The sequence below is a fragment of the Stenotrophomonas muris genome (genome assembly GCF_052751275.1).
This window is the reverse complement of record NZ_CP199879.1, coordinates 661,179-680,521: the sequence shown is the minus strand read 5'-3', so window position 1 is coordinate 680,521 and position 19,343 is coordinate 661,179. Positions and strand designations below refer to the sequence as shown.

At 64.8% G+C, this 19,343-nt stretch carries 18 protein-coding genes and 3 tRNA genes; all 21 read right to left on the bottom strand.

All coding sequences use genetic code 11. The annotated features are described in order from the left end of the window. Positions 1-78: 78 nt before the first annotated feature. Complete coding sequence (nusA, locus tag ACUVWL_RS02890) at positions 79-1,590, bottom strand: transcription termination factor NusA (RefSeq protein WP_014647859.1); 1,512 nt, start codon at positions 1,588-1,590, stop codon at positions 79-81. A gap of 4 nt (positions 1,591-1,594) precedes the next feature. Beyond that, on the bottom strand, positions 1,595-2,185 hold the full coding sequence (rimP, locus tag ACUVWL_RS02885) for a ribosome maturation factor RimP (RefSeq protein WP_014647860.1): 591 nt from the start codon (positions 2,183-2,185) through the stop codon (positions 1,595-1,597). 366 nt (positions 2,186-2,551) lie between these two features. Further along, positions 2,552-2,628, bottom strand: a tRNA-Met gene (locus ACUVWL_RS02880). Between the two features lie 82 nt (positions 2,629-2,710). Further along, positions 2,711-2,787 (bottom strand) — tRNA-Met (locus ACUVWL_RS02875). A 127-nt stretch (positions 2,788-2,914) separates the two neighbouring features. Beyond that, positions 2,915-4,375: an NADH-quinone oxidoreductase subunit NuoN gene (gene nuoN, locus ACUVWL_RS02870; RefSeq protein ID WP_032957446.1), complete on the bottom strand. Its 1,461-nt coding sequence runs from the start codon at positions 4,373-4,375 to the stop codon at positions 2,915-2,917. 15 nt (positions 4,376-4,390) lie between these two features. Continuing rightward, positions 4,391-5,899 (bottom strand): NADH-quinone oxidoreductase subunit M, encoded by a 1,509-nt coding sequence (locus ACUVWL_RS02865; protein ID WP_019660580.1) that lies wholly within the window; start codon positions 5,897-5,899, stop codon positions 4,391-4,393. A 23-nt stretch (positions 5,900-5,922) separates the two neighbouring features. Continuing rightward, positions 5,923-8,097 carry an NADH-quinone oxidoreductase subunit L gene (gene nuoL / locus ACUVWL_RS02860; protein WP_046431809.1) on the bottom strand — a complete coding sequence of 725 codons (2,175 nt, stop codon included), beginning with the start codon at positions 8,095-8,097 and terminating at the stop codon, positions 5,923-5,925. Positions 8,098-8,104: 7 nt separating this feature from the next. Continuing rightward, positions 8,105-8,410: an NADH-quinone oxidoreductase subunit NuoK gene (nuoK, locus tag ACUVWL_RS02855; protein ID WP_005417921.1), complete on the bottom strand. Its 306-nt coding sequence runs from the start codon at positions 8,408-8,410 to the stop codon at positions 8,105-8,107. Next, on the bottom strand, positions 8,407-9,063 hold the full coding sequence (locus tag ACUVWL_RS02850) for an NADH-quinone oxidoreductase subunit J (RefSeq protein ID WP_014647864.1): 657 nt from the start codon (positions 9,061-9,063) through the stop codon (positions 8,407-8,409). The genes nuoK and ACUVWL_RS02850 overlap by 4 nt, the downstream gene beginning before the upstream one ends. A gap of 9 nt (positions 9,064-9,072) precedes the next feature. Next, positions 9,073-9,561, bottom strand: a complete 489-nt coding sequence (gene nuoI, locus ACUVWL_RS02845; RefSeq protein WP_005410456.1) for an NADH-quinone oxidoreductase subunit NuoI — start codon at positions 9,559-9,561, stop codon at positions 9,073-9,075. 4 nt (positions 9,562-9,565) lie between these two features. Then, complete coding sequence (gene nuoH / locus ACUVWL_RS02840) at positions 9,566-10,660, bottom strand: NADH-quinone oxidoreductase subunit NuoH (RefSeq protein ID WP_014037948.1); 1,095 nt, start codon at positions 10,658-10,660, stop codon at positions 9,566-9,568. Beyond that, positions 10,657-12,891, bottom strand: coding sequence for an NADH-quinone oxidoreductase subunit NuoG (gene nuoG, locus ACUVWL_RS02835; RefSeq protein ID WP_445978800.1), 2,235 nt, complete (start codon positions 12,889-12,891; stop codon positions 10,657-10,659). The genes nuoH and nuoG overlap by 4 nt, the downstream gene beginning before the upstream one ends. Then, positions 12,888-14,228 carry an NADH-quinone oxidoreductase subunit NuoF gene (gene nuoF, locus ACUVWL_RS02830; RefSeq protein ID WP_014647866.1) on the bottom strand — a complete coding sequence of 447 codons (1,341 nt, stop codon included), beginning with the start codon at positions 14,226-14,228 and terminating at the stop codon, positions 12,888-12,890. Before nuoF ends, nuoG begins: the two co-directional genes overlap by 4 nt. 4 nt (positions 14,229-14,232) lie before the next feature. Then, complete coding sequence (gene nuoE / locus ACUVWL_RS02825) at positions 14,233-14,760, bottom strand: NADH-quinone oxidoreductase subunit NuoE (RefSeq protein ID WP_014647867.1); 528 nt, start codon at positions 14,758-14,760, stop codon at positions 14,233-14,235. A gap of 97 nt (positions 14,761-14,857) precedes the next feature. Continuing rightward, positions 14,858-16,165, bottom strand: a complete 1,308-nt coding sequence (locus ACUVWL_RS02820) for an NADH-quinone oxidoreductase subunit D (protein ID WP_445978799.1) — start codon at positions 16,163-16,165, stop codon at positions 14,858-14,860. Next, positions 16,162-16,911, bottom strand: coding sequence for an NADH-quinone oxidoreductase subunit C (locus ACUVWL_RS02815; RefSeq protein ID WP_014647869.1), 750 nt, complete (start codon positions 16,909-16,911; stop codon positions 16,162-16,164). Before ACUVWL_RS02815 ends, ACUVWL_RS02820 begins: the two co-directional genes overlap by 4 nt. Positions 16,912-16,944: 33 nt before the next feature. Then, positions 16,945-17,499, bottom strand: a complete 555-nt coding sequence (locus ACUVWL_RS02810; protein WP_005417936.1) for a NuoB/complex I 20 kDa subunit family protein — start codon at positions 17,497-17,499, stop codon at positions 16,945-16,947. Further along, on the bottom strand, positions 17,490-17,846 hold the full coding sequence (locus ACUVWL_RS02805; protein ID WP_008265012.1) for an NADH-quinone oxidoreductase subunit A: 357 nt from the start codon (positions 17,844-17,846) through the stop codon (positions 17,490-17,492). Before ACUVWL_RS02805 ends, ACUVWL_RS02810 begins: the two co-directional genes overlap by 10 nt. A 111-nt stretch (positions 17,847-17,957) precedes the next feature. Continuing rightward, positions 17,958-18,042: transfer RNA gene (locus tag ACUVWL_RS02800), tRNA-Leu, on the bottom strand. 51 nt (positions 18,043-18,093) lie between these two features. Next, on the bottom strand, positions 18,094-18,531 hold the full coding sequence (gene secG / locus ACUVWL_RS02795; RefSeq protein WP_014647871.1) for a preprotein translocase subunit SecG: 438 nt from the start codon (positions 18,529-18,531) through the stop codon (positions 18,094-18,096). 31 nt (positions 18,532-18,562) lie between these two features. Next, positions 18,563-19,318, bottom strand: a complete 756-nt coding sequence (gene tpiA, locus ACUVWL_RS02790) for a triose-phosphate isomerase (RefSeq protein ID WP_014647872.1) — start codon at positions 19,316-19,318, stop codon at positions 18,563-18,565. Between the last annotated feature and the right edge of the window lie 25 nt (positions 19,319-19,343).

Here is a 19,343-nt window from a genome sequence, read left to right as displayed (position 1 = left end):
CTTGTGGGCGCCCCCCCGCATGTGGAGGTGGCGCGGATTCTACGCCCTGAGCGGCTCAGGGCCCTGTTCATTGCCGGCTCATTCGCCGCGTTCCAGTCGGGCGATCTCCTCGGCTCGGGCGGCCAGGATCAGCGCGGCGGCGCGCGCCTGATCCAGTCCTTCGATGCCGAAGTCCATGACCTCGTCGGCGGCCAGGTCGGACAGATCCTCGCTGGTACGCACGCCGTGGCCGGCCAGCGCGTATGCGGTGGCTTCGTCCATGCCCTTCAGGGACAGCAGGTCCTGCGCCGGCTGGCCGTCTTCAAGGCCTTCCTCGACTGCCAGGGCCTCATTGAGCAGCGCATCGCGGGCACGAGCGCGCAGCTCTTCGACGATGTCCTCGTCGAAACCTTCCACGGCCAGCAGTTCGCCGACCGGGACATATGCGATTTCCTCGACGGTGCCGAAGCCTTCGCTGACCAGGATGCCGGCGATTTCCTCGTCCACTTCCAGCTTGTCCATGAACAGCTGGCGGGCCGCAGCCTGCTCGGCTTCCGACTTGGCGGTGACCTGGTCCTGGGTCATCACGTTGAGCTGCCAGCCGGTCAGGCGGCTGGCCAGGCGCACGTTCTGGCCGCCCTTGCCGATCGCCTGGGCCAGGCGGTCTTCGGCAACGGCCAGGTCCATCGAGTGCTTGTCTTCGTCGACGATGATCGACTGCACTTCGGCCGGCGCCATCGCGTTGATGACGAAGTTGGCCGGGTTGTCGTTCCACAGCACGATGTCCACGCGCTCGCCATTGAGCTCGTTGGACACGGCCTGCACGCGCGAACCGCGCATGCCGATGCAGGCGCCGATCGGATCGGTGCGCTGGTCGTGGGCCAGCACGGCGATCTTGGCGCGGTCGCCCGGGTCACGTGCACAGGCCTTGATTTCCACCAGGCCCTGGCCGACTTCCGGCACTTCCAGCTTGAACAGCTCGATCATGAATTCCGGGGCGGCACGGCTGATGAACAGCTGCGGGCCACGCGGCTCCGAGCGCACTTCGGCCAGGTAGCCGCGCACGCGGTCACCGGCGCGCAGCACGTCGCGCGGGATGCCCTTGTCCTTCGGGATGAAGCCTTCGGCGTTGCCGCCGAGGTCGACATAGATGTTGCCGCGCTCGGCGCGCTTGACCACGCCGGTGATCAGCTCACCCACGCGATCCTTCCACGCATCCACGACCTGCTGGCGCTCGGCTTCGCGCACGCGCTGGACGATGACCTGCTTGGCGGCCTGGGCAGCGATGCGGCCGAAATCCGGGTTCTCGATCTGCTCTTCGATGTAGTCGCCGACCTCGACGCCTTCGGCTTCATCGACGGCATCCATCAGGCGGATCTGGCGGTCCGGCGATTCCATGACCACGTCATCGGCCACCACTTCCCAGCGGCGGAAGGTTTCGTAGCTGCCGTCCTTGTGGTCGATGACCACGCGGGTCAGTACTTCCTCGTCGGGATAGCGCTTCTTCGCTGCCGAGGCCAGGGCGGCCTCGATGGCATCGAAGATCACTTCACGCGGCACGCCCTTCTCGTTGGCGACTGCGTCGACTACCAGCAACAGTTCCTTGCTCATTGGCTCACTCCGCGCGCGGCTTCTTTGCCGCCGGCTCGTTGGAAGAAGAATTCGTGTTCGGCTTCGGACGCTTCGGTGCCGGACCGGTCGGCTTGCTCGGGGCCAGCCCCAGCGCCACCCAGTCGGGCATGATCCGTGCCTTGTCGATGTTGTCGGCCGACACGACCACTTCGGCCTTGTCGACGATGAAAGTGATGGTCCCCGCCGCCTCGTCGGTCGCCTCGATACGACCCTGCAGGCGACGACGGTTGTCCTGCGGCAGCTTCAGCGTGACCTTGGCCGATTCGCCGAGGTGACGGCCGAACTGCTCCAGGCTGAACAGCGGACGGTCGACGCCCGGCGAGGACACTTCCAGCGTGTAATTGCCGCTGATCGGGTCCTCGACGTCCAGCTGCGCCGACACTTCGCGGCTGACCCGCTCGCAGTCGTCGACATTGATGATGCGCTCGGGCTGTTCAGCCAGCGGCACGTCGATGTAAAGGCGCAGGGTCGCACCGCCGGGGGCCGGCAGATACTCAACGCCCAGCAGCTCCAGGCCCAGCGACACAACGGTCGGGGCGAGCAGATTCGCGATGTCGGTTGCCTTGTCGCTCACAGCCTGCCTTGATCTCTATGGTTGGGTGCCGGCCTTGGCCGGCGTGGAAACGTGACGCCCCGGAAACGACAAAGGGCCCGTTGGGCCCCTTTTCCGGAAAGACTCCGGTGACTGGATTCCGGTTGCAACCTGCATTGCCTGCCGGTTGCGGCCCTCCTTCCGGGTCCGGACTCCCGCTGGGAGGCCGCCTTCAGGGGTACTGCTAGGCCGCTGATGATAGCGACTGCACCGCGCTGGTGCAAGGTGCGGACCCGGGTCAGATCCCTTTTCCCGTGGATAAGGGATCTGACCCCGATCACGCAGAAACAACGCAGACCCCAAAGAAAAACGCCCTCGAAGCAGGACTTCGAAGGCGATCTCTTTACTTGGTAGCGGGGGCAGGATTTGAACCTGCGACCTTCGGGTTATGAGCCCGACGAGCTGCCAGACTGCTCCACCCCGCATCAGAAGCGGAATCATGAGGCATTGCTGCGAAAAATGCAAGCTTTCCCTCATTCATCGAACCGGTTGGCGCCGATCCGACGTTGGTAGCGGGGGCAGGATTTGAACCTGCGACCTTCGGGTTATGAGCCCGACGAGCTGCCAGACTGCTCCACCCCGCACCGGAAGTGTTTGAACTGCTGCCCTGCTCTTTCGAGGAGGACTACCGCAACGATGTTCTGGCTGAACCGCTGCAGTGACAACTCAGGCTGCGCATATTACACGAATCGCGCAGCTTTGTGTCAACTTTCATGCAAGATGCGCAAATGCCTGCTGGCACCAGACCATGATCGGGTTCCAGGCCAGGCCCAGCGCGAGCAGCGCCAGGGCATTCACGCCCAGCACCACGCCCAGCACGCGGTCGTTGCTGCGCGGCATGGCCTCGCCCACCGGCTCATCGAAGTACATGACCTTGATGACGCGCAGGTAGTAGAAGCAGCCGACCACGGCGCACAGCACGCCGAGGATGGCCAGCCACAGCAGGCCGCCGTTGACGGCCGCGCCCAGCACCGCCAGCTTGGTCCAGAAGCCCAGGAACGGCGGGATGCCGGCCAGCGACGCCATGATGCACAGCACCAGGCCGGCCATCCACGGGTTGCGGGCGTTCAGGCCCTTGAAGTCCTCGATGTTCTCGGCTTCAAAGCCGGCACGCGACAGCGCGATGATCGCGCCGAAGGCGGCGGTGGACATGATCGCGTAGGCCAGTGCGTAGAACAGCGCGGCGGCGTAGCCCTGCGAACCGCCACCGGCGATGCCCATCAGCAGGAAGCCGATGTGCGAGACGGTGGAGAACGCCAGCATGCGCTTGAGGTTGCTCTGCGCGATGGCCATCAGGTTGCCGATGACCAGCGATACCGCGGCCAGGCCGGCGATCAGCAGCTGCAGTTCGGTCGACAGCGGACCCACGCCCATTTCCAGCAGGCGGTAGGCCATGCCGAACGCGGCCAGCTTCGGCGCCGAGCTGATGAACAGTGCGATCGGTGCCGGGGCACCCTGGTACACGTCCGGCAGCCACATGTGGAACGGCGCGGCACCCAGCTTGAAGGCGACGCCGGCGATCATGAACACCGCACCGGTGATCAGCAGCACGCGCTCTTCCGAGTGCGGGATGGCCTCGCGGATCACATCCAGGTGCAGGCTGCCGGTGGCGCCGTAGATCAGCGACATGCCGTAGAGCAGCAGGCCCGAGGCCAGCGAACCCAGCACGATGTACTTCATCGCCGCCTCCGACGCCAGGCCGCTTTCGCGGTTGCTGGCGACCAGGGCGTAGGAGCACAGCGCCAGCAGTTCCAGGCCCAGGTAGACCATCAGCAGGCTGCCGGCCGAGACCAGGATCATCATGCCGGCGGTGCCGAACAGGATCAGCACCGGGATCTCGCCCTGGAACAGGTCGCGATCACGCAGGTAGCGCCAGCCGTAGACCAGGGTCAGGCCGCTGAGCAGCACGATCCCGGTCTTCATCACGTCCGCGGCGGTATCGCGCACGAACATGCCATGGAAGACCTCGCCCTGCCCGCCCACGCCGGTGGCCAGCATGAACAGCACCACGGCCAGCGCAGCGAGCGAGAACAGGTGGGTGACGATCTTGTTCCGGTTGCTGACGAACAGGTCGAGGATCATCAGGGCGAAGGCGCTGCCGATCAGCACCAGCTCGGGAGCGAGCGGTGGCAGGTCAGCGGCGGTCAATGGCAGCAGCGGCGAGGTGGTCATCATCAAATCCTGGAATTACAGCAGCTTGCTGGATGCGATCTGCATCGCCAGCTTCGCGATCGAGGGCTCCATCAGGTCGGTCAGCGGCTTGGGGTAGATGCCCAGGGCCAGCACGCCGATGGCGAACACGCCCAGCACCAGCCATTCGCGGCCGTTGATGTCCTTCAGTTCGGCAACATGGCTGTTGGCCACTTCACCGAAGAAGATGCGCTTGTACAGCCACAGGGTGTAGGCGGCGCCGATGATCAGGGTGGTGGCCGCGCCCAGGGCGATCCACGGATTACGCTGGAAGGCCGAGAGGATGACCATGAACTCGCCAACGAAACCGCTGGTACCCGGCAGGCCCGCGTTGGCCATGAAGAACAGCATCGCGAAGGTGGCGAACCACGGCATCACGTTGACCACGCCGCCGTAATCGGCGATGCGGCGGCTGTGCATGCGGTCGTACAGCACGCCGACGCAGGAGAACATCGCGCCGGACACGAAGCCGTGCGAGATCATCTGCACCATGGCGCCCTGCAGGCCCAGGCGCGCGGCGTCGGCGTTGCCGGCTTCGCGCACCAGCCACAGGGCGATGAAGGTGCCCAGGGTGACAAAGCCCATGTGCGCGATCGACGAATAGGCGATCAGCTTCTTCATGTCGTCCTGCACCAGGGCGACCAGGCCGACGTAGATCACCGCGATCAGCGACAGCGCGATCACCAGCCAGGCCCATTCCTGCGACGCGTCCGGGACGATCGGCAGGTTGAAGCGCAGGAAGCCGTAGCCACCGATCTTCAGGGCGATCGCGGCCAGGATCACCGAACCGGCGGTCGGCGCTTCCACGTGGGCGTCCGGCAGCCAGGTGTGGACCGGGAACATCGGCACCTTGACCGCGAAGGCGATCAGGAAGGCGAAGAAGATCCAGGTCTGCTCCTTGGCCGACAGCGGCAGCGCGTACAGGTCGGCCAGCTGGAAGCTGCCGCCCTTCATGTACAGGTAGATCAGCGCCACCAGCATCAGCACCGAGCCGAGGAAGGTGTACAGGAAGAACTTCAGCGCGGCGTAGATGCGGCGCGGACCGCCCCAGACACCGATGATCAGGAACATCGGGATCAGCATCGCTTCGAAGAACACGTAGAACAGCATTGCGTCCGTCGCGGCGAAGATGCCGACGGTGACACCTTCCAGGATCAGGAAGGCCGCCACGTACTGGTTCACGCGCTTGTCGATGGCGCTCCAGGCGCCGATCAGGGCAAGCACGCTGACCAGGGTGGTCAGCAGGATCAGCGCCACGGCAATGCCGTCCACGCCCAGGTTGTAGCCGATCTTGTACGCCGGGATCCAGGCATGGGTCTCGACGAACTGCAGACCATCGACGCCTGCGTTGTAGCCGCTCAGCAGCGAGAGGCTCGCCACGAAGGTCAGCACCGCTACGCCCAGCGACGCCCAGCGGGCGGTCTGCGCATCACGGATCGCAAGGATCAGGGCACCACCGATGATCGGCAGCCAGATGAGGACACTGAGTAGAGGCCAGTTCGACACGTCTTCTTATTCCGTACAGGTCATCAACGCAGGTAATGCATCAGCACGCCCAGCAGGGCAATCAGGCCGATGATCATCGCGAAGGCGTAGTGATAGAGGAAACCGGATTGGGTACGACGCAGCACGCCGGCTGCGACGTCCACAACACGTGCCGAGAGATTGACCACGCCGTCGACGATGTTGCTGTCGATCCAGCGCGAGACCTTGCCCAGCTTGACGCTGCCACCGGCAAAGCCATCGATCCACAGCTTGTCGAAGCCGTACTTGTTTTCAAGCACCGACACCAGCGGAGCAAAGGTCTTGCGGGCCTTGCCCGACAGGTCCGGCTTCCACAGGTAGAACAGTGCGGCCAGCAGGAAGCCCGCAACGGTCAGCATGAACGCCGGAGCCATCATGCCATGCAGCGCGAAGGCGACCGGGCCATGGAACTCCTCACCCAGGAAGCCGATGGTGTTCTTGGCCGGATCGTAGAAGTCGACGATGCCGGTGAAGAACGTGTGCGCCTGGCCCTTGATGGCATCGTGCGCGTGGTTGCCGGCCCAGTCGGTGCCGTACAGCATCGGGCCGATGCTGAAGAAACCGATGGCGATCGACGGGATGGCCAGCAGGATCAGCGGCAGGGTCACCACCCACGGGGTTTCGTGCGGCTCGTGCGGACCGTGGCCATGGCCGTGGTCGTCGTGGCCATCACCATGGTGTGCATCGCCGTGGTGGGCGTCGGCGGCGTGGTGATCGTCATGGCCATGGCCGTGATCGTCATGCGCGTCGCGGAAACGCTCCTTGCCGTGGAAGGTCAGGAACAGCAGGCGGAAGCTGTAGAAGCTGGTGACGATCACGCCACCCAGCACCGCCCAGTAGCCATAGGTGGCCACCCAGCTGTTGGACAGGTGCGCGTGCAGCTCGGCCGCCTCGATGATGGTGTCCTTCGAGTAGAAGCCGGAGAAGAACGGCGTGCCGACCAGCGCCAGGGTACCGATCCACATGGTGATGAAGGTGATCGGCATGTACTTGCGCAGGCCGCCCATCTTGCGCATGTCCTGCTCGTGGTGCATCGCGATGATGACCGAGCCGGCGCCCAGGAACAGCAGGGCCTTGAAGAAGGCGTGGGTCATCAGGTGGAACACGGCAGCCGAATAGGCCGACACGCCCAGTGCAACCGTCATGTAGCCCAGCTGCGACAGGGTCGAGTACGCGACCACGCGCTTGATGTCGTTCTGCACGATGCCGATCAGGCCAGTGAAGAACGCGGTGGTGGCGCCGATGAACAGCACGAAGTTCAGCGCGGTCTGCGACAGCTCGAACAGCGGCGACATGCGGGTGACCATGAAGATACCAGCGGTCACCATCGTCGCGGCGTGGATCAGTGCCGAGATCGGGGTCGGGCCTTCCATCGAGTCCGGCAGCCACACGTGCAGCGGGACCTGGGCCGACTTGCCCATGGCACCGATGAACAGGCAGATGCAGATGACGGTGGCGATCGACCAGATCACCGGCTCGTTCAGCAGCTGCATGCCCAGCAGCGTGCCGTCCCAGATCTGCAGCTGGGCGCGCGGGTCGGCCAGCATGCCGGCCTGCGAGAACACCTGCGAGTAGTCCAGGGTGCCGAACACCCACAGCACGCCGGCGATGCCCAGCAGGAAGCCGAAGTCACCGACGCGGTTGACCAGGAACGCCTTCATGTTGGCGAAGATCGCGGTCGGGCGCTTGAACCAGAAGCCGATCAGCAGGTACGACACCAGGCCCACCGCTTCCCAGCCGAAGAACAGCTGCAGGAAGTTGTTGCTCATCACCAGGGTGAGCATCGAGAAGGTGAACAGCGAGATGTAGCTGAAGAACCGCTGGTAGCCCGGATCGTCCTGCATGTAGCCGATCGTGTAGATGTGGACCAGCAGCGACACAAAGGTCACCACCACCATCATCATCGCGGTCAGCTTGTCGACCATGAAGCCGACGTGGGCCGAGTACTGGCCGACTTCGAAGAACGTGTAGATGTTCTGGTTGAACGGCTGCGCCCCACCCCACAGCAGCTGGTAGAGCGTATACATCGACAGGCCGCAGGCCACCGCGACGCCGAGGATGGTGATGGTCTGCGCGCCGAAGCGCTTGACCTGGCGACCGAACAGGCCGGCGATGATGCTGCCGAACAGCGGTGCGAGCACCACTGCGATCAACAGACTCTTGGAGAGAGTGATTTCCATCTGTGGATCAGCCCTTCAACGAATCGACTTCGCCGACATTGATCGTGCGGCGTGTACGGAACAGGGTCACCAGGATCGCCAGGCCGATGGCGGCTTCCGCGGCGGCGACGGTCAGGATGAAGAACACGAACAGCTGGCCGGACGGATCGCCCAGCTGACGCGAGAAGCCGACGAAATTGATGTTCACCGACAGCAGCATCAGCTCGATCGACATCAGCAGGACGATGACGTTCTTCCGGTTGAGGAAGATACCGGCCAGGCTGATGGCGAACAGCACCGCGCCCAGCGCGAGGATATGGCCAAGGGTGATCACGGCTGGGTCTCCTCGCCGGCGACCGGCTTGCTGTTGCTGTGCACGACCGGTGCTTCGGCACCCATCTTGACCATGCGCAGGCGCTGGCCGGCCTTGACCATGGTCTGCTGGCCCGGGTTCTGGCTCTTCACGCCGGTACGGCGACGCAGGGTCAGCATCACGGCGGCAACCACGGCCACGGTCAGGATGACGGCGGCGAACTCGAACGGCAGCAGGTACTCGGTGAACAGCGTGCGTGCCAGCCAGGTGATGTTGGAGCTGTCGGCGGCGACCGCAGCGGCGTTGTCGGCCGGGAACGGCGTGACCGAACGCGCCTTGACCCCGATCAGGATCAGCATCTGCGCCAGCATCGCGACCGCGACAATCAGGCCGACCGGCAGGTAGCGCACCCAGCCCTCACGCAGCTTGGTGGGGTCGATGTCCAGCATCATCACCACGAACAGGAACAGCACCATCACCGCACCGACGTAGACCAGCACCAGCGCCACACCGAGGAACTCGGCGCCCACCAGCAGCCACACGCAGGCGATGGAGAAGAAGGTCAGCACCAGGCAGAGCACGGCGTGAACCGGGTTGCGCACGCTGATCACCGCACCGGCCGAAACCGTTGCCGCGATGGCGAACACCCAGAAAGCGATATTTACCCAATCCATCTCTCGACCTCAGCGGTAAGCGGCATCGGCGGCGCGACGCTCGGCGATCTCGTTTTCGAGACGGTCGCCCAGGGCCAGCAGCTGCGGCTTGGTAACGATGTTTTCGCCACGATTCTCGAAGTGGTACTCGAGTATGTGGGTTTCGACGATCGAGTCCACCGGGCAGCTTTCCTCACAGAAGCCACAGAAGATGCACTTGAACAGGTCGATGTCATAACGCGTGGTGCGGCGGGTGCCGTCCTCGCGCTTGGCCGAGTCGATGGTGATGGCCAGCGCCGGGCACACCGCTTCGCACAGCTTGCAGGCGATGCAGCGCTCTTCGCCGTTGGGATAACGGCGCAGCGCATGCAGGCCACGGAAGCGCGGCGACTGCGGGAACTTCTCCATCGGGTACATCATCGTGTACTTCGGCTTGAAGCTGTACTTCAGCGTCAGCCAGAGGCCCGCCAGCAGTTCGAGCAGCAGCAGGCTCTTGAAGTAATGGGTAATCCTGTTCATCACTTTAGACGCCCTTTTGAATCACGCCGAAGAACACCATGACGGCGGTAACCGCGATCCACAGAATGGCCAGCGGGATGAAGACCTTCCAGCCCAGGCGCATGATCTGGTCGTAGCGGAAGCGCGGGAAGCTGGCACGGAACCAGATGTAGGCACTGGCGAAGAAGAACACCTTGACGAACAGCCACGGCGCGCCCCCCTTCCAGATCCAGTCGACCAGCGGCGAGACATCGCCGAAGTTGACCCAGCCCTGGACCGGGCTCAGCCAGCCGCCGAGGAAGAAGATCGAGATCAGGAAGCTGATCAGGATCATGTTCGCGTATTCGGCCAGGAAGAACAGGGCGAAGGCACCGCCGGAGTATTCGACCATGTGGCCGGCGACGATTTCCGATTCGCCTTCCACCACGTCGAACGGCGCGCGGTTGGTTTCAGCCACGCCCGAGACCCAGTAGATGACGAACAGCGGGAACAGCGGCAGCAGGAACCAGTCGAAGAAGCCGGAACTGCCGGCCTGCGCCATCACGATGTTGCTCAGGTTCAGGCTGCCCGAGGCGATCATCACGCCGACCAGGGCGAAGCCCATGGCGATTTCGTAGCTGATCATCTGCGCCGAGGCGCGCATCGCCCCCAGGAACGCATACTTCGAGTTGGACGCCCAACCGGCCAGGATGATGCCGTAGATGCCCAGCGAGGTCATCGCCAGCAGGTACAGCAGGCCGGCGTTGGCGTTGGACAGCACGATCTGCGAATCGAAGGGCACCACCGACCAGGCCGCGAAGGCCGGGGCCAGGGTGATCAGCGGGGCCAGCAGATAGATCGCCTTGTTGGCGCTGCTCGGCTGGACCACTTCCTTGAACAGCAGCTTGAAGACGTCGGCGAAGGCCTGGAAGATGCCCATGCCCACGTACATCGGGCCGTGGCGGACGTGCATCCAGCCGATCAGCTTGCGTTCCCAGACCACGTAGAAGGCCACCGAGATGATCACCGGAACGGCGATCACCAGGATCTTCAGGATGATCCAGATCAGCGCGCCGATGTCACCGAGGCCCAGCAGCCACTGGTGCAGCGGGTCGACCGCGTTCAACAGCAATTCGTTCATGCAGCCACCACCGATACGCGAGCGGCACCCAGCGGCGCGGTCGCGCCGTGGCCCGATTCAATCCAGACCGAACCCGCAGCGACGCGGGCGTCGACCACCACCGGCAGGGTGGCCTTGCCGGCATCGGTGCCGACCTTGGCCATCTGCCCTTCCTGCAGCTGCAGGCGAGCGGCATCTTCAGCGTTCAGCACGATGCGCGGGGCGTTGTTGAGCGGATGCGACTGCAGCGCCGGGGCGCGACGGACCACCGCATCGGTGCGGTAGATCGCGGCGGTCGAAGCCACTTCCAGGCCTTCGCCGGCAACCACCGGCTGCGCCGAAGCGGCAACGGTGACCGGTACCGGGGCCAGGCTGGCGCGCAGGCCGGCCAGGTCGGTGAAGTCGAAACCGGCCACGGCCAGCTCGCCGCCCAGGGCGCGCAGCACGCGCCAGCCTTCACGGGCCTCGCCCGGCAGCTTGCCGCCGGCACGGGCCGACTGCTCGCGACCATCAAGGTTGGTCAGGGTGGCGTCGATTTCCGGCAGCGCACCGATCGGCAGGATCACGTCGGCGACGTCGCGGGTCGAGGCACAGGCGAACTGGCTGAAAGCCACCACCTGGGCACCGGCCAGCGCCTTGCGCGCGGCAGGTGCATCGGCGAAGTCCAGGCCCGGCTCAAGGCCGTACACCACATAGGCCTGGCGCGGCTGCGCCAGCATCGCGGCGACGTCCTTGCCAGCCGGCAGCACACCGGCGCGGGTCAGGCCAACGGCGTTGGCGCCCTGCGGGATGCGGCACAGCTTGGCACCGGTGGCGGCGGCGAACTCACGCGCAGCAGCGCGGATCGCGGCAGCCTGCGGGTGGTTTTCGGCGATGCCACCGACGATCAGCACGGTGTTGTTGCCGCCCTGCACTGCCGAACGCAGCTCGGCGTTGGCCAGCGCGTCGACGAACTTGGACGGTGCGACGATCTGCTTGCCGGCGATGCTGAAGGCGAAGTCGAAGTCCACCGGGTTGACGACATGGATCTTCGCGCCCTTGGTGGTCTGCGCCTTGCGCAGGCGGGCGTGCAGCAGCGGCAGTTCGTGGCGGATGTTGCTGCCCAGAACGACGATGCGGTCAGCGCCTTCGATTTCGGCCAGTGGCAGGCCGAACACTTCGGCGGTTGCGGCGTCGGAGAAATCGCGGTTGTTGATGCGGTAGTCGATGTTGCCCGTGCCCAGGCCCTTGGCCAGGCGGGCCAGCAACGCGCCTTCCTCGTTGGAGGTGGACGGGTGCACCAGCACGCCCAGGTTGTCGCCCTGGTTCGCCTTGAGGATCTCGGCGGCCGCGGCCAGGCCTTCGGCCCAGCTCACTTCCTTCCACTCGCCATTGACCTTGCGCAGCGGCTTGACCGCACGGTCTTCGCTGTACAGGCCCTGGTGCGAGTAGCGGTCACGGTCGGACAGCCAGCACTCGTTCACGGCTTCGTTGTCGCGCGGCACGGTGCGCAGCACTTCACCGCGACGCACGTGCAGGAACAGGTTCGAACCCATCGCGTCGTGGTAGCCCAGCGATTCGCGCGCGGTCAGTTCCCACGGACGGGCGCGGAACTGGAACACCTTGTTGGTCAGCGCGCCGACCGGGCAGACGTCGACGACGTTGCCGGACAGCTCGGTGGTCAGCGGCTTGCCGTCAAAGGTACCGATCTGCAGGTTCTCACCGCGGTACATGCCACCCAGTTCGTAGGTACCGGCAACGTCGGCGGTGAAGCGGACGCAGCGGGTGCACTGGATGCAGCGGGTCATCTCGGTGGCGACCAGCGGGCCCATGTCCTCGTCCGGCACCACGCGCTTGCGCTCGTTGAAGCGGCTGACCGAACGGCCATAGCCCAACGACACGTCCTGCAGCTCGCACTCGCCGCCCTGATCGCAGATCGGGCAGTCCAGCGGGTGGTTGATGAGCAGGAACTCCATCACCGAGCGCTGGAACTTCAGTGCCTTCTCGCTGCGGGTGGCGACCTTCATGCCGTCCATCACCGGGGTGGCGCAGGCCGGCGCCGGCTTCGGCGACTTCTCCACGTCCACCAGGCACATGCGGCAGTTGGCGGCGATCGGCAGCTTCTCGTGGTAGCAGAAGCGCGGAATCGGAATACCGGCCTTGTCGGCCGCCTGGATGATCATCGAACCCTTGGGCACGACCAGCGACTTGCCATCGATCTCGATGGTCACGTGATCCGGTGGCACGTTCGGGTTTACGGGTTGCGCGCTCATGCGGCGGCTGCCTCCACCTTCTTGCCGTCAACCATCGAATGACCGTTGACGATGTAGTACTCGAATTCGTCCCAGAACTGGCGCAGGAAGCCCTGGATGGGCCATGCAGCCGCTTCACCGAACGCACAGATGGTGTGGCCTTCGATCTGCCCCGCCACCGCCTTCAGCTGGTGCAGGTCTTCCATCGTGGCCTTGCCGGCGACGATGCGCTCCAGCACGCGGTGCATCCAGCCGGTACCTTCACGGCACGGGGTGCACTGGCCGCAGGATTCCTTGTGGAAGAACTGGCTGATGCGGCAGGCGAACTTGACGCAGCAGACGCTGTCGTCGAGCACCACGATCGCGCCCGAACCCAGGCCGGAGCCCAGTGCACGGATGGTGTCGTAGTCCATCGGCAGGTCCTCCAGCTCGGCCGCGGTCAGCACCGGCATCGACACGCCGCCCGGGATCGCGCCCTTCAGCGTGCGGCCCGGACGCAGGCCACCGGCCATTTCCAGCAGGTCGTGGAATTTGGTGCCGAGCGGCACTTCGAAGTTGCCGCCGTTCTGCACGCAGCCGGACACCGAGAAGCACTTCGGACCGCCGTTGGCGGTCAGGCTCAGGCCCTTGAACCACTCCGGACCGTTGCGGATGATCGCCGGCACCGAACCGTAGGTTTCGGTGTTGTTGATCGTCGACGGCTTGCCATACAGGCCGAAATTGGCCGGGAACGGCGGCTTGTAGCGCGGCTGGCCCTTCTTGCCTTCCAGCGATTCCATCAGCGCGGTTTCTTCGCCGCAGATGTAGGCGCCGGCGCCCAGCGCACCGTAGATGTCGATGTCCACGCCGCTGCCGAGGATGTTCTTGCCCAGCCAGCCGTTCGCATAGGCGTCGGCCAGGGCCTGCTCGAAGTGCTCGAACGGCTCGTGGTGGAACTCACCGCGCAGGTAGTTGTAACCCACGGTCGAACCGGTGGCGTAGCAGGCAATCGCCATGCCTTCCACCACCGAATGCGGGTTGTAACGCAGGATGTCGCGGTCCTTGCAGGTGCCCGGCTCGGATTCGTCCGAGTTGCAGAGGATGTACTTCTGCATGTTGCCCTTGGGCATGAAGGACCACTTCAGGCCGGTCGGGAAGCCTGCGCCACCGCGGCCGCGCAGGCCCGAGGCCTTGACCATCTCGATGACCTGCTCCGGCGGGATCTTCTCTTCGAGGATCTTGCGCAGGGCGGCGTAGCCACCGGTCTTCAGGTAGCTTTCGTACGACCACGGGGTGTCGTAATGCAGGGTGGTGTAGACCACCTGGTGCGGCAGCGGCGCGGGGCCGACCGGACCCTTGGATTCGTGGTGATGTGCCATGCCCTTACTCCAGCCCGTCCAGCAGCTCGTCGACCTTTTCCAGGGTCAGACGCTCATGGTAGTGACCGTTGATGACCATCATCGGCGCGCCGCCACAACCGGCCAGGCACTCTTCCTCGCGCTTGAGGTAGACGCGGCCATCCGGGGTCGATTCACCGTGCTTGATGCCCAGCTTCTTCTCGCAATGGCGGACGATGTCCTCGGCGCCATTGAGCCAGCAGCTGATGTTGGTGCAGATGGCCACGTTGTTGCGGCCCACCTTCTCGGTCTCGAACATCGAGTAGAAGCTGGCGACCTCGTAGGCCCACACCGGCGGCAGGTCGAGGTACTTGGCGACGGCGGCGATCAGCTCGTCGGTCAGCCAGCCCTGGTTCTGCTCCTGGGCCGCATGCAGGCCCTGCAGCACGGCAGAGCGCTTGCGGTCCGGCGGGAACTTGGACAGCCAGTGATCGATGTGAGCGCGGGTCTTGTCGCTCAGCACCACCATCGGGTCGACGTCGCGCGCCGCCTCGAAATTACCTGTCGCCTTCATCGGCCGACCTCAGCGAAATGCATAACGTGAAATTCCAGAAACTGCGGCGCCGGCTTGCGCCGGCTGCCTGCAGCGGGCGTTGGCGTGGCGGACGGCATTACCGGTCAACCTCGCCGAACACCAGGTCATAGGTACCGATCATCGCCACCACGTCGGCCAGCATGTGGCCGCGCACGATCGAATCGATCGAGGACAGGTGGGCGAAGCCCGGTGCGCGCAGGTGCACGCGGAAGGGCTTGTTGGCGCCATCGGAGACCAGGTAGCAGCCGAATTCGCCCTTGGGCGCTTCCACGGCCGCATAGGTTTCACCCGCCGGTACGCAATAGCCTTCGCTGAACAGCTTGAAGTGGTGGATCAGCGCTTCCATGTCGTCCTTCATGTCCTCGCGCTTGGGCGGAGCGACCTTGAAGTTCTTGACCATGACCGGGCCGGGGTTGGCCTTCAGCCACGCCACGCACTGCTTGATGATGCGGTTGGATTCGCGCATTTCGGCGACGCGGACCAGGTAGCGGTCGTAGCAGTCGCCTTCCTTGCCCAGCGGGATGTCGAAATCGACAGCATCGTACTTGGCGTACGGGCGCTTCTTGCGCAGGTCCCAGGCCACGCCCGAGCCACGCAGCATCACGCCGGTCATGCCCCACTGGTGCGCCAGTTCCGGAGTGACCACGCCGATGCCGACGGTACGCTGCTTCCAGATGCGGTTGTCGGTCAGCAGGGTTTCGTATTCGTCGACGCGCTTGGGGAACTCGACGGTGAAGTTCTCCAGGAAGTCCAGCAGCGAGCCTTCGCGCGAAGCATTGAGCTGCTTCAGCGCCTTGCCCTTGTGCCAGCGCGATTCCTTGTACTTCGGCATGTGGTCCGGCAGGTCGCGGTAGACACCGCCCGGGCGGTAGTACGCCGCGTGCATGCGCGCGCCGGAGACCGCTTCATAGCAGTCCATCAGCTCTTCGCGCTCACGGAAGGCATACAGCATCACGGCCATCGCACCCAGGTCGAGCGCGTTGGAGCCCAGCCACATCAGGTGGTTGAGGATGCGGGTGATCTCGTCGTACATGGTGCGGATGTACTGCGCACGCTCCGGCGCCTCGATGCCCATCAGGGTCTCGATCGCGCGCACGTAGGCGTGCTCGTTGCACATCATCGACACGTAGTCGAGGCGATCCATGTAGCCGATCGACTGGTTGAACGGCTTGGACTCGGCCAGCTTCTCGGTGCCACGGTGCAGCAGACCCACGTGCGGGTCGGCACGCATGATGGTTTCGCCGTCCATTTCCAGGATCAGGCGCAGCACACCGTGAGCGGCCGGATGCTGCGGGCCGAAGTTCATGGTGTAGTTGCGGATTTCCTGCCGGCTTTCGGCGGCGTTGCTGGCGAACGCTTCGCCGGCCTGGTGTACTTGGCTCACTTCACTGCCTCCTGCGCGCGCTCACCGGCTGCGGTCTGCAGACGGGCGTCGTCACGGATCACGCGCGGCACGCCGACACGCGGCTCCACCGAGGTGACCGGTTCGTAGATCACGCGCTTCTTTTCTTCGTCGTAGCGGACTTCGACATTGCCGATCAGCGGGAAGTCCTTGCGGAACGGATGGCCGACGAAACCGTAGTCGGTCAGGATCCGGCGCAGGTCCGGGTGGCCTTCGAAGATCACGCCGTACAGGTCGAACGCTTCGCGCTCGAACCAGTTCAGGCCCGGCCACACGCTGGTCAGCGAGGACACCACCGGCAGCGCTTCGTCAGGGGCGAAGCAGCGCAGGTGCATCATCAGGTTGTGCTGGTACGAGCGCAGCTGGGCGACCACGGCGAAACGCTGGGTCGGCATGTGCTGCGGGCGGGCACCGTCGGCACCGTTTTCCTCGGTGGGGAACTCGCCCCACGCGAAGCGGCCCTGGGCCTTGCCTTCGACGCCACGGCTGAAGCCCTGCGAGGACACGTCGGCGGTGTCCCATTCGTCGGAGCCATAACCGAGGTAGTCGACGCCGCACAGATCCACGGCCTGCTCGAAACCAAACTCGTCACGCAGCGCCAGGGCGGTGGCGTGCCACTCGGCGGCAGGCACTTCCAGCGTCACTTCGCCGCGGGGTTCGACCACGATGACCTTCGCACCAGCGAAACGTGCGGAGAGTCGGTCGATGAAGGATGCTTGCTCTGCCATGGGGGCTTGGCGCGCTCTTGTCAGGTGAAGGGGTCAGCGGGCGATGGTCTGTGTACGCCAGATCTTCTTCTGCAGCTGCAGGATCCCGTACACCAGCGCCTCGGCGGTCGGCGGGCAGCCCGGGACGTAGACGTCCACCGGCACCACGCGATCACAGCCGCGCACGACAGAATAGGAGTAGTGGTAATAGCCACCGCCGTTGGCGCAGCTACCCATCGAGATGACCCACTTCGGGTCCGGCATCTGGTCGTAGACCTTGCGCAGCGCCGGGGCCATCTTGTTGACCAGGGTACCGGCCACGATCATCACGTCGGACTGACGCGGCGACGGGCGGAACACCACGCCGTAACGGTCAAGGTCCAGGCGCGCGGCGCCGGCGTGCATCATCTCGACCGCGCAGCAGGCCAGGCCGAAGGTCATCGGCCACATCGAGCCGGTGCGCGCCCAGTTCAGCAGTGCGTCGACGCTGGTGGTGACGAAGCCCTTTTCCAGCAGCGGGTTGTCGCCCTCCGGCCGCAGGATGTCATCAACCCGGCCTTCCGGCGACGGGTTGTTCATGAGGCCATCGAGAGTCTGAATCACTCCCATTCCAGCGCTCCCTTCTTCCAGACGTAAATGAAACCGAGGAACAGCATGCCGACGAATAGGCCCATGGTGATGAGCGAACGGGCGCCCAGCTCCATGAAGACCTGGGTCCACGGCACGATGAAGATGATTTCCAGGTCGAAGACGATGAACTGGATCGCGATCAGGTAGTAGCGCACGTCGAACTTCATGCGCGCGTCTTCGAAGGCCTCGAAGCCGCACTCGTACGGCGACAGCTTTTCCAGATCGGGGCGGCGGGGACCGAGGAATCGACCAACCAGCATCAGCGTAATGCCGATACCGGTGGCAACGATCAGAAACAGCAGAGAAGGCAAATATTCGGCCAGCACAGCGATTCTCTCTTGCCTCTGCCGCCGCGCCTGCAGGCGCTTTGGCATGGGGGAGTGGACGGGAACCTGCCTGGCGCATTGCGCGCCAGGCGAACCCGCTTTACTTACAAATGGTGCCCAAGAGGGGACTCGAACCCCTACGACTTGCGTCGCTACCACCTCAAGGTAGTGCGTCTACCAATTCCGCCACCTGGGCAAACGATCACATCAGACTATCTTCCCGATGCGCCGCGTATTGTAACCGGCTTCAGTGTTTCTGGGAGCCTTCCGAAGGCTTTTCTTCACCAGAAACCGAAGATTCCGCCTGAGCCGGCACATTCGCCGCCGGAACCGGGGCGGCCGGGACCGGATCGGCCTTCGGAACGGCCGGCAGTTCGCCCGCCGGAGCCGCCGGCGCGCTGGCCGCCGGGGCGGACATCAGGCCCAGGTCCTGGTCGGCCGCCGGACGGGTGCCGTGACCGGCATACCAGGCCATGAAGAGACTGATGCCGAAGAACACGACGGCCAGCCACTTGGTCGACTTGGACAGGAAGTTCGAGGCGCCACGCGCACCGAACACCGTACCCGAGGCGCCGGCGCCAAAGCCCGAACCCGCCGCCGCACCCGAGCCACGCTGCATCAGGATCAGCGCGATCATGGCCACAGCGACCAGCACGTAGACGACATTGAGGATCAACATCAGCATTGGAAACCGCCCTCGGACAATACTTCTAGGATTAGTTCGCGGCCGCCGCCCGTGCGATGGCCAGGAAGTCCGCGGCCACCAGGGAGGCGCCGCCGACCAGCCCACCATCGACATCCGGCTGCGCGAACAGTTCCCCGGCATTGTCGGGCTTCACGCTACCGCCGTAAACAATGGGCAGTGAATCAGCAATTCTAGCATCGAAGCGCGCAACTTCGCCACGGATGAACGCGTGCACCTGCTGTGCCTGCTCCTTTGTAGCGGTACGGCCGGTACCGATGGCCCAGACCGGCTCGTAGGCGACCACGGCCTTGGCAAAGCCGGCCGCACCGACCAGCTCCAGCACCGGCGCCAGCTGGCTGGCGATGACCGCTTCGGTCTGCCCGGCCTCGCGCTGCTCCAGGGTCTCGCCCACGCACAGCACCGGCACCAGGCCGGCATGCTGGGCGGCGGCGAACTTGCGCGCGACCAGCTCGCTGCTTTCATGGTGATACTGGCGGCGCTCGGAATGGCCGACCAGGCCATAGCGGGCCCCGACCTCGACCAGCATGGCCGCGCAGACCTCGCCGGTATAGGCGCCCTTCTCGTTACTGCTCACGTCCTGCGCGCCGAAGGCCAGGCTGGTCTCGCCGAAGTCCTCGACCAGCTCGCCCAGGTACGGCAGCGGCGGCAGGATCACCACGTCCACCCCCTCCAGCGGCAGCCCGGCGGCCACCTGCCCCAGCAGTTCATTGGCGAATTGACGGCTGCCATGCAGCTTCCAGTTTCCGGCGACGATCTTGCGGCGCATGAGCGGGTGGCTCCTGTGTGAAGTC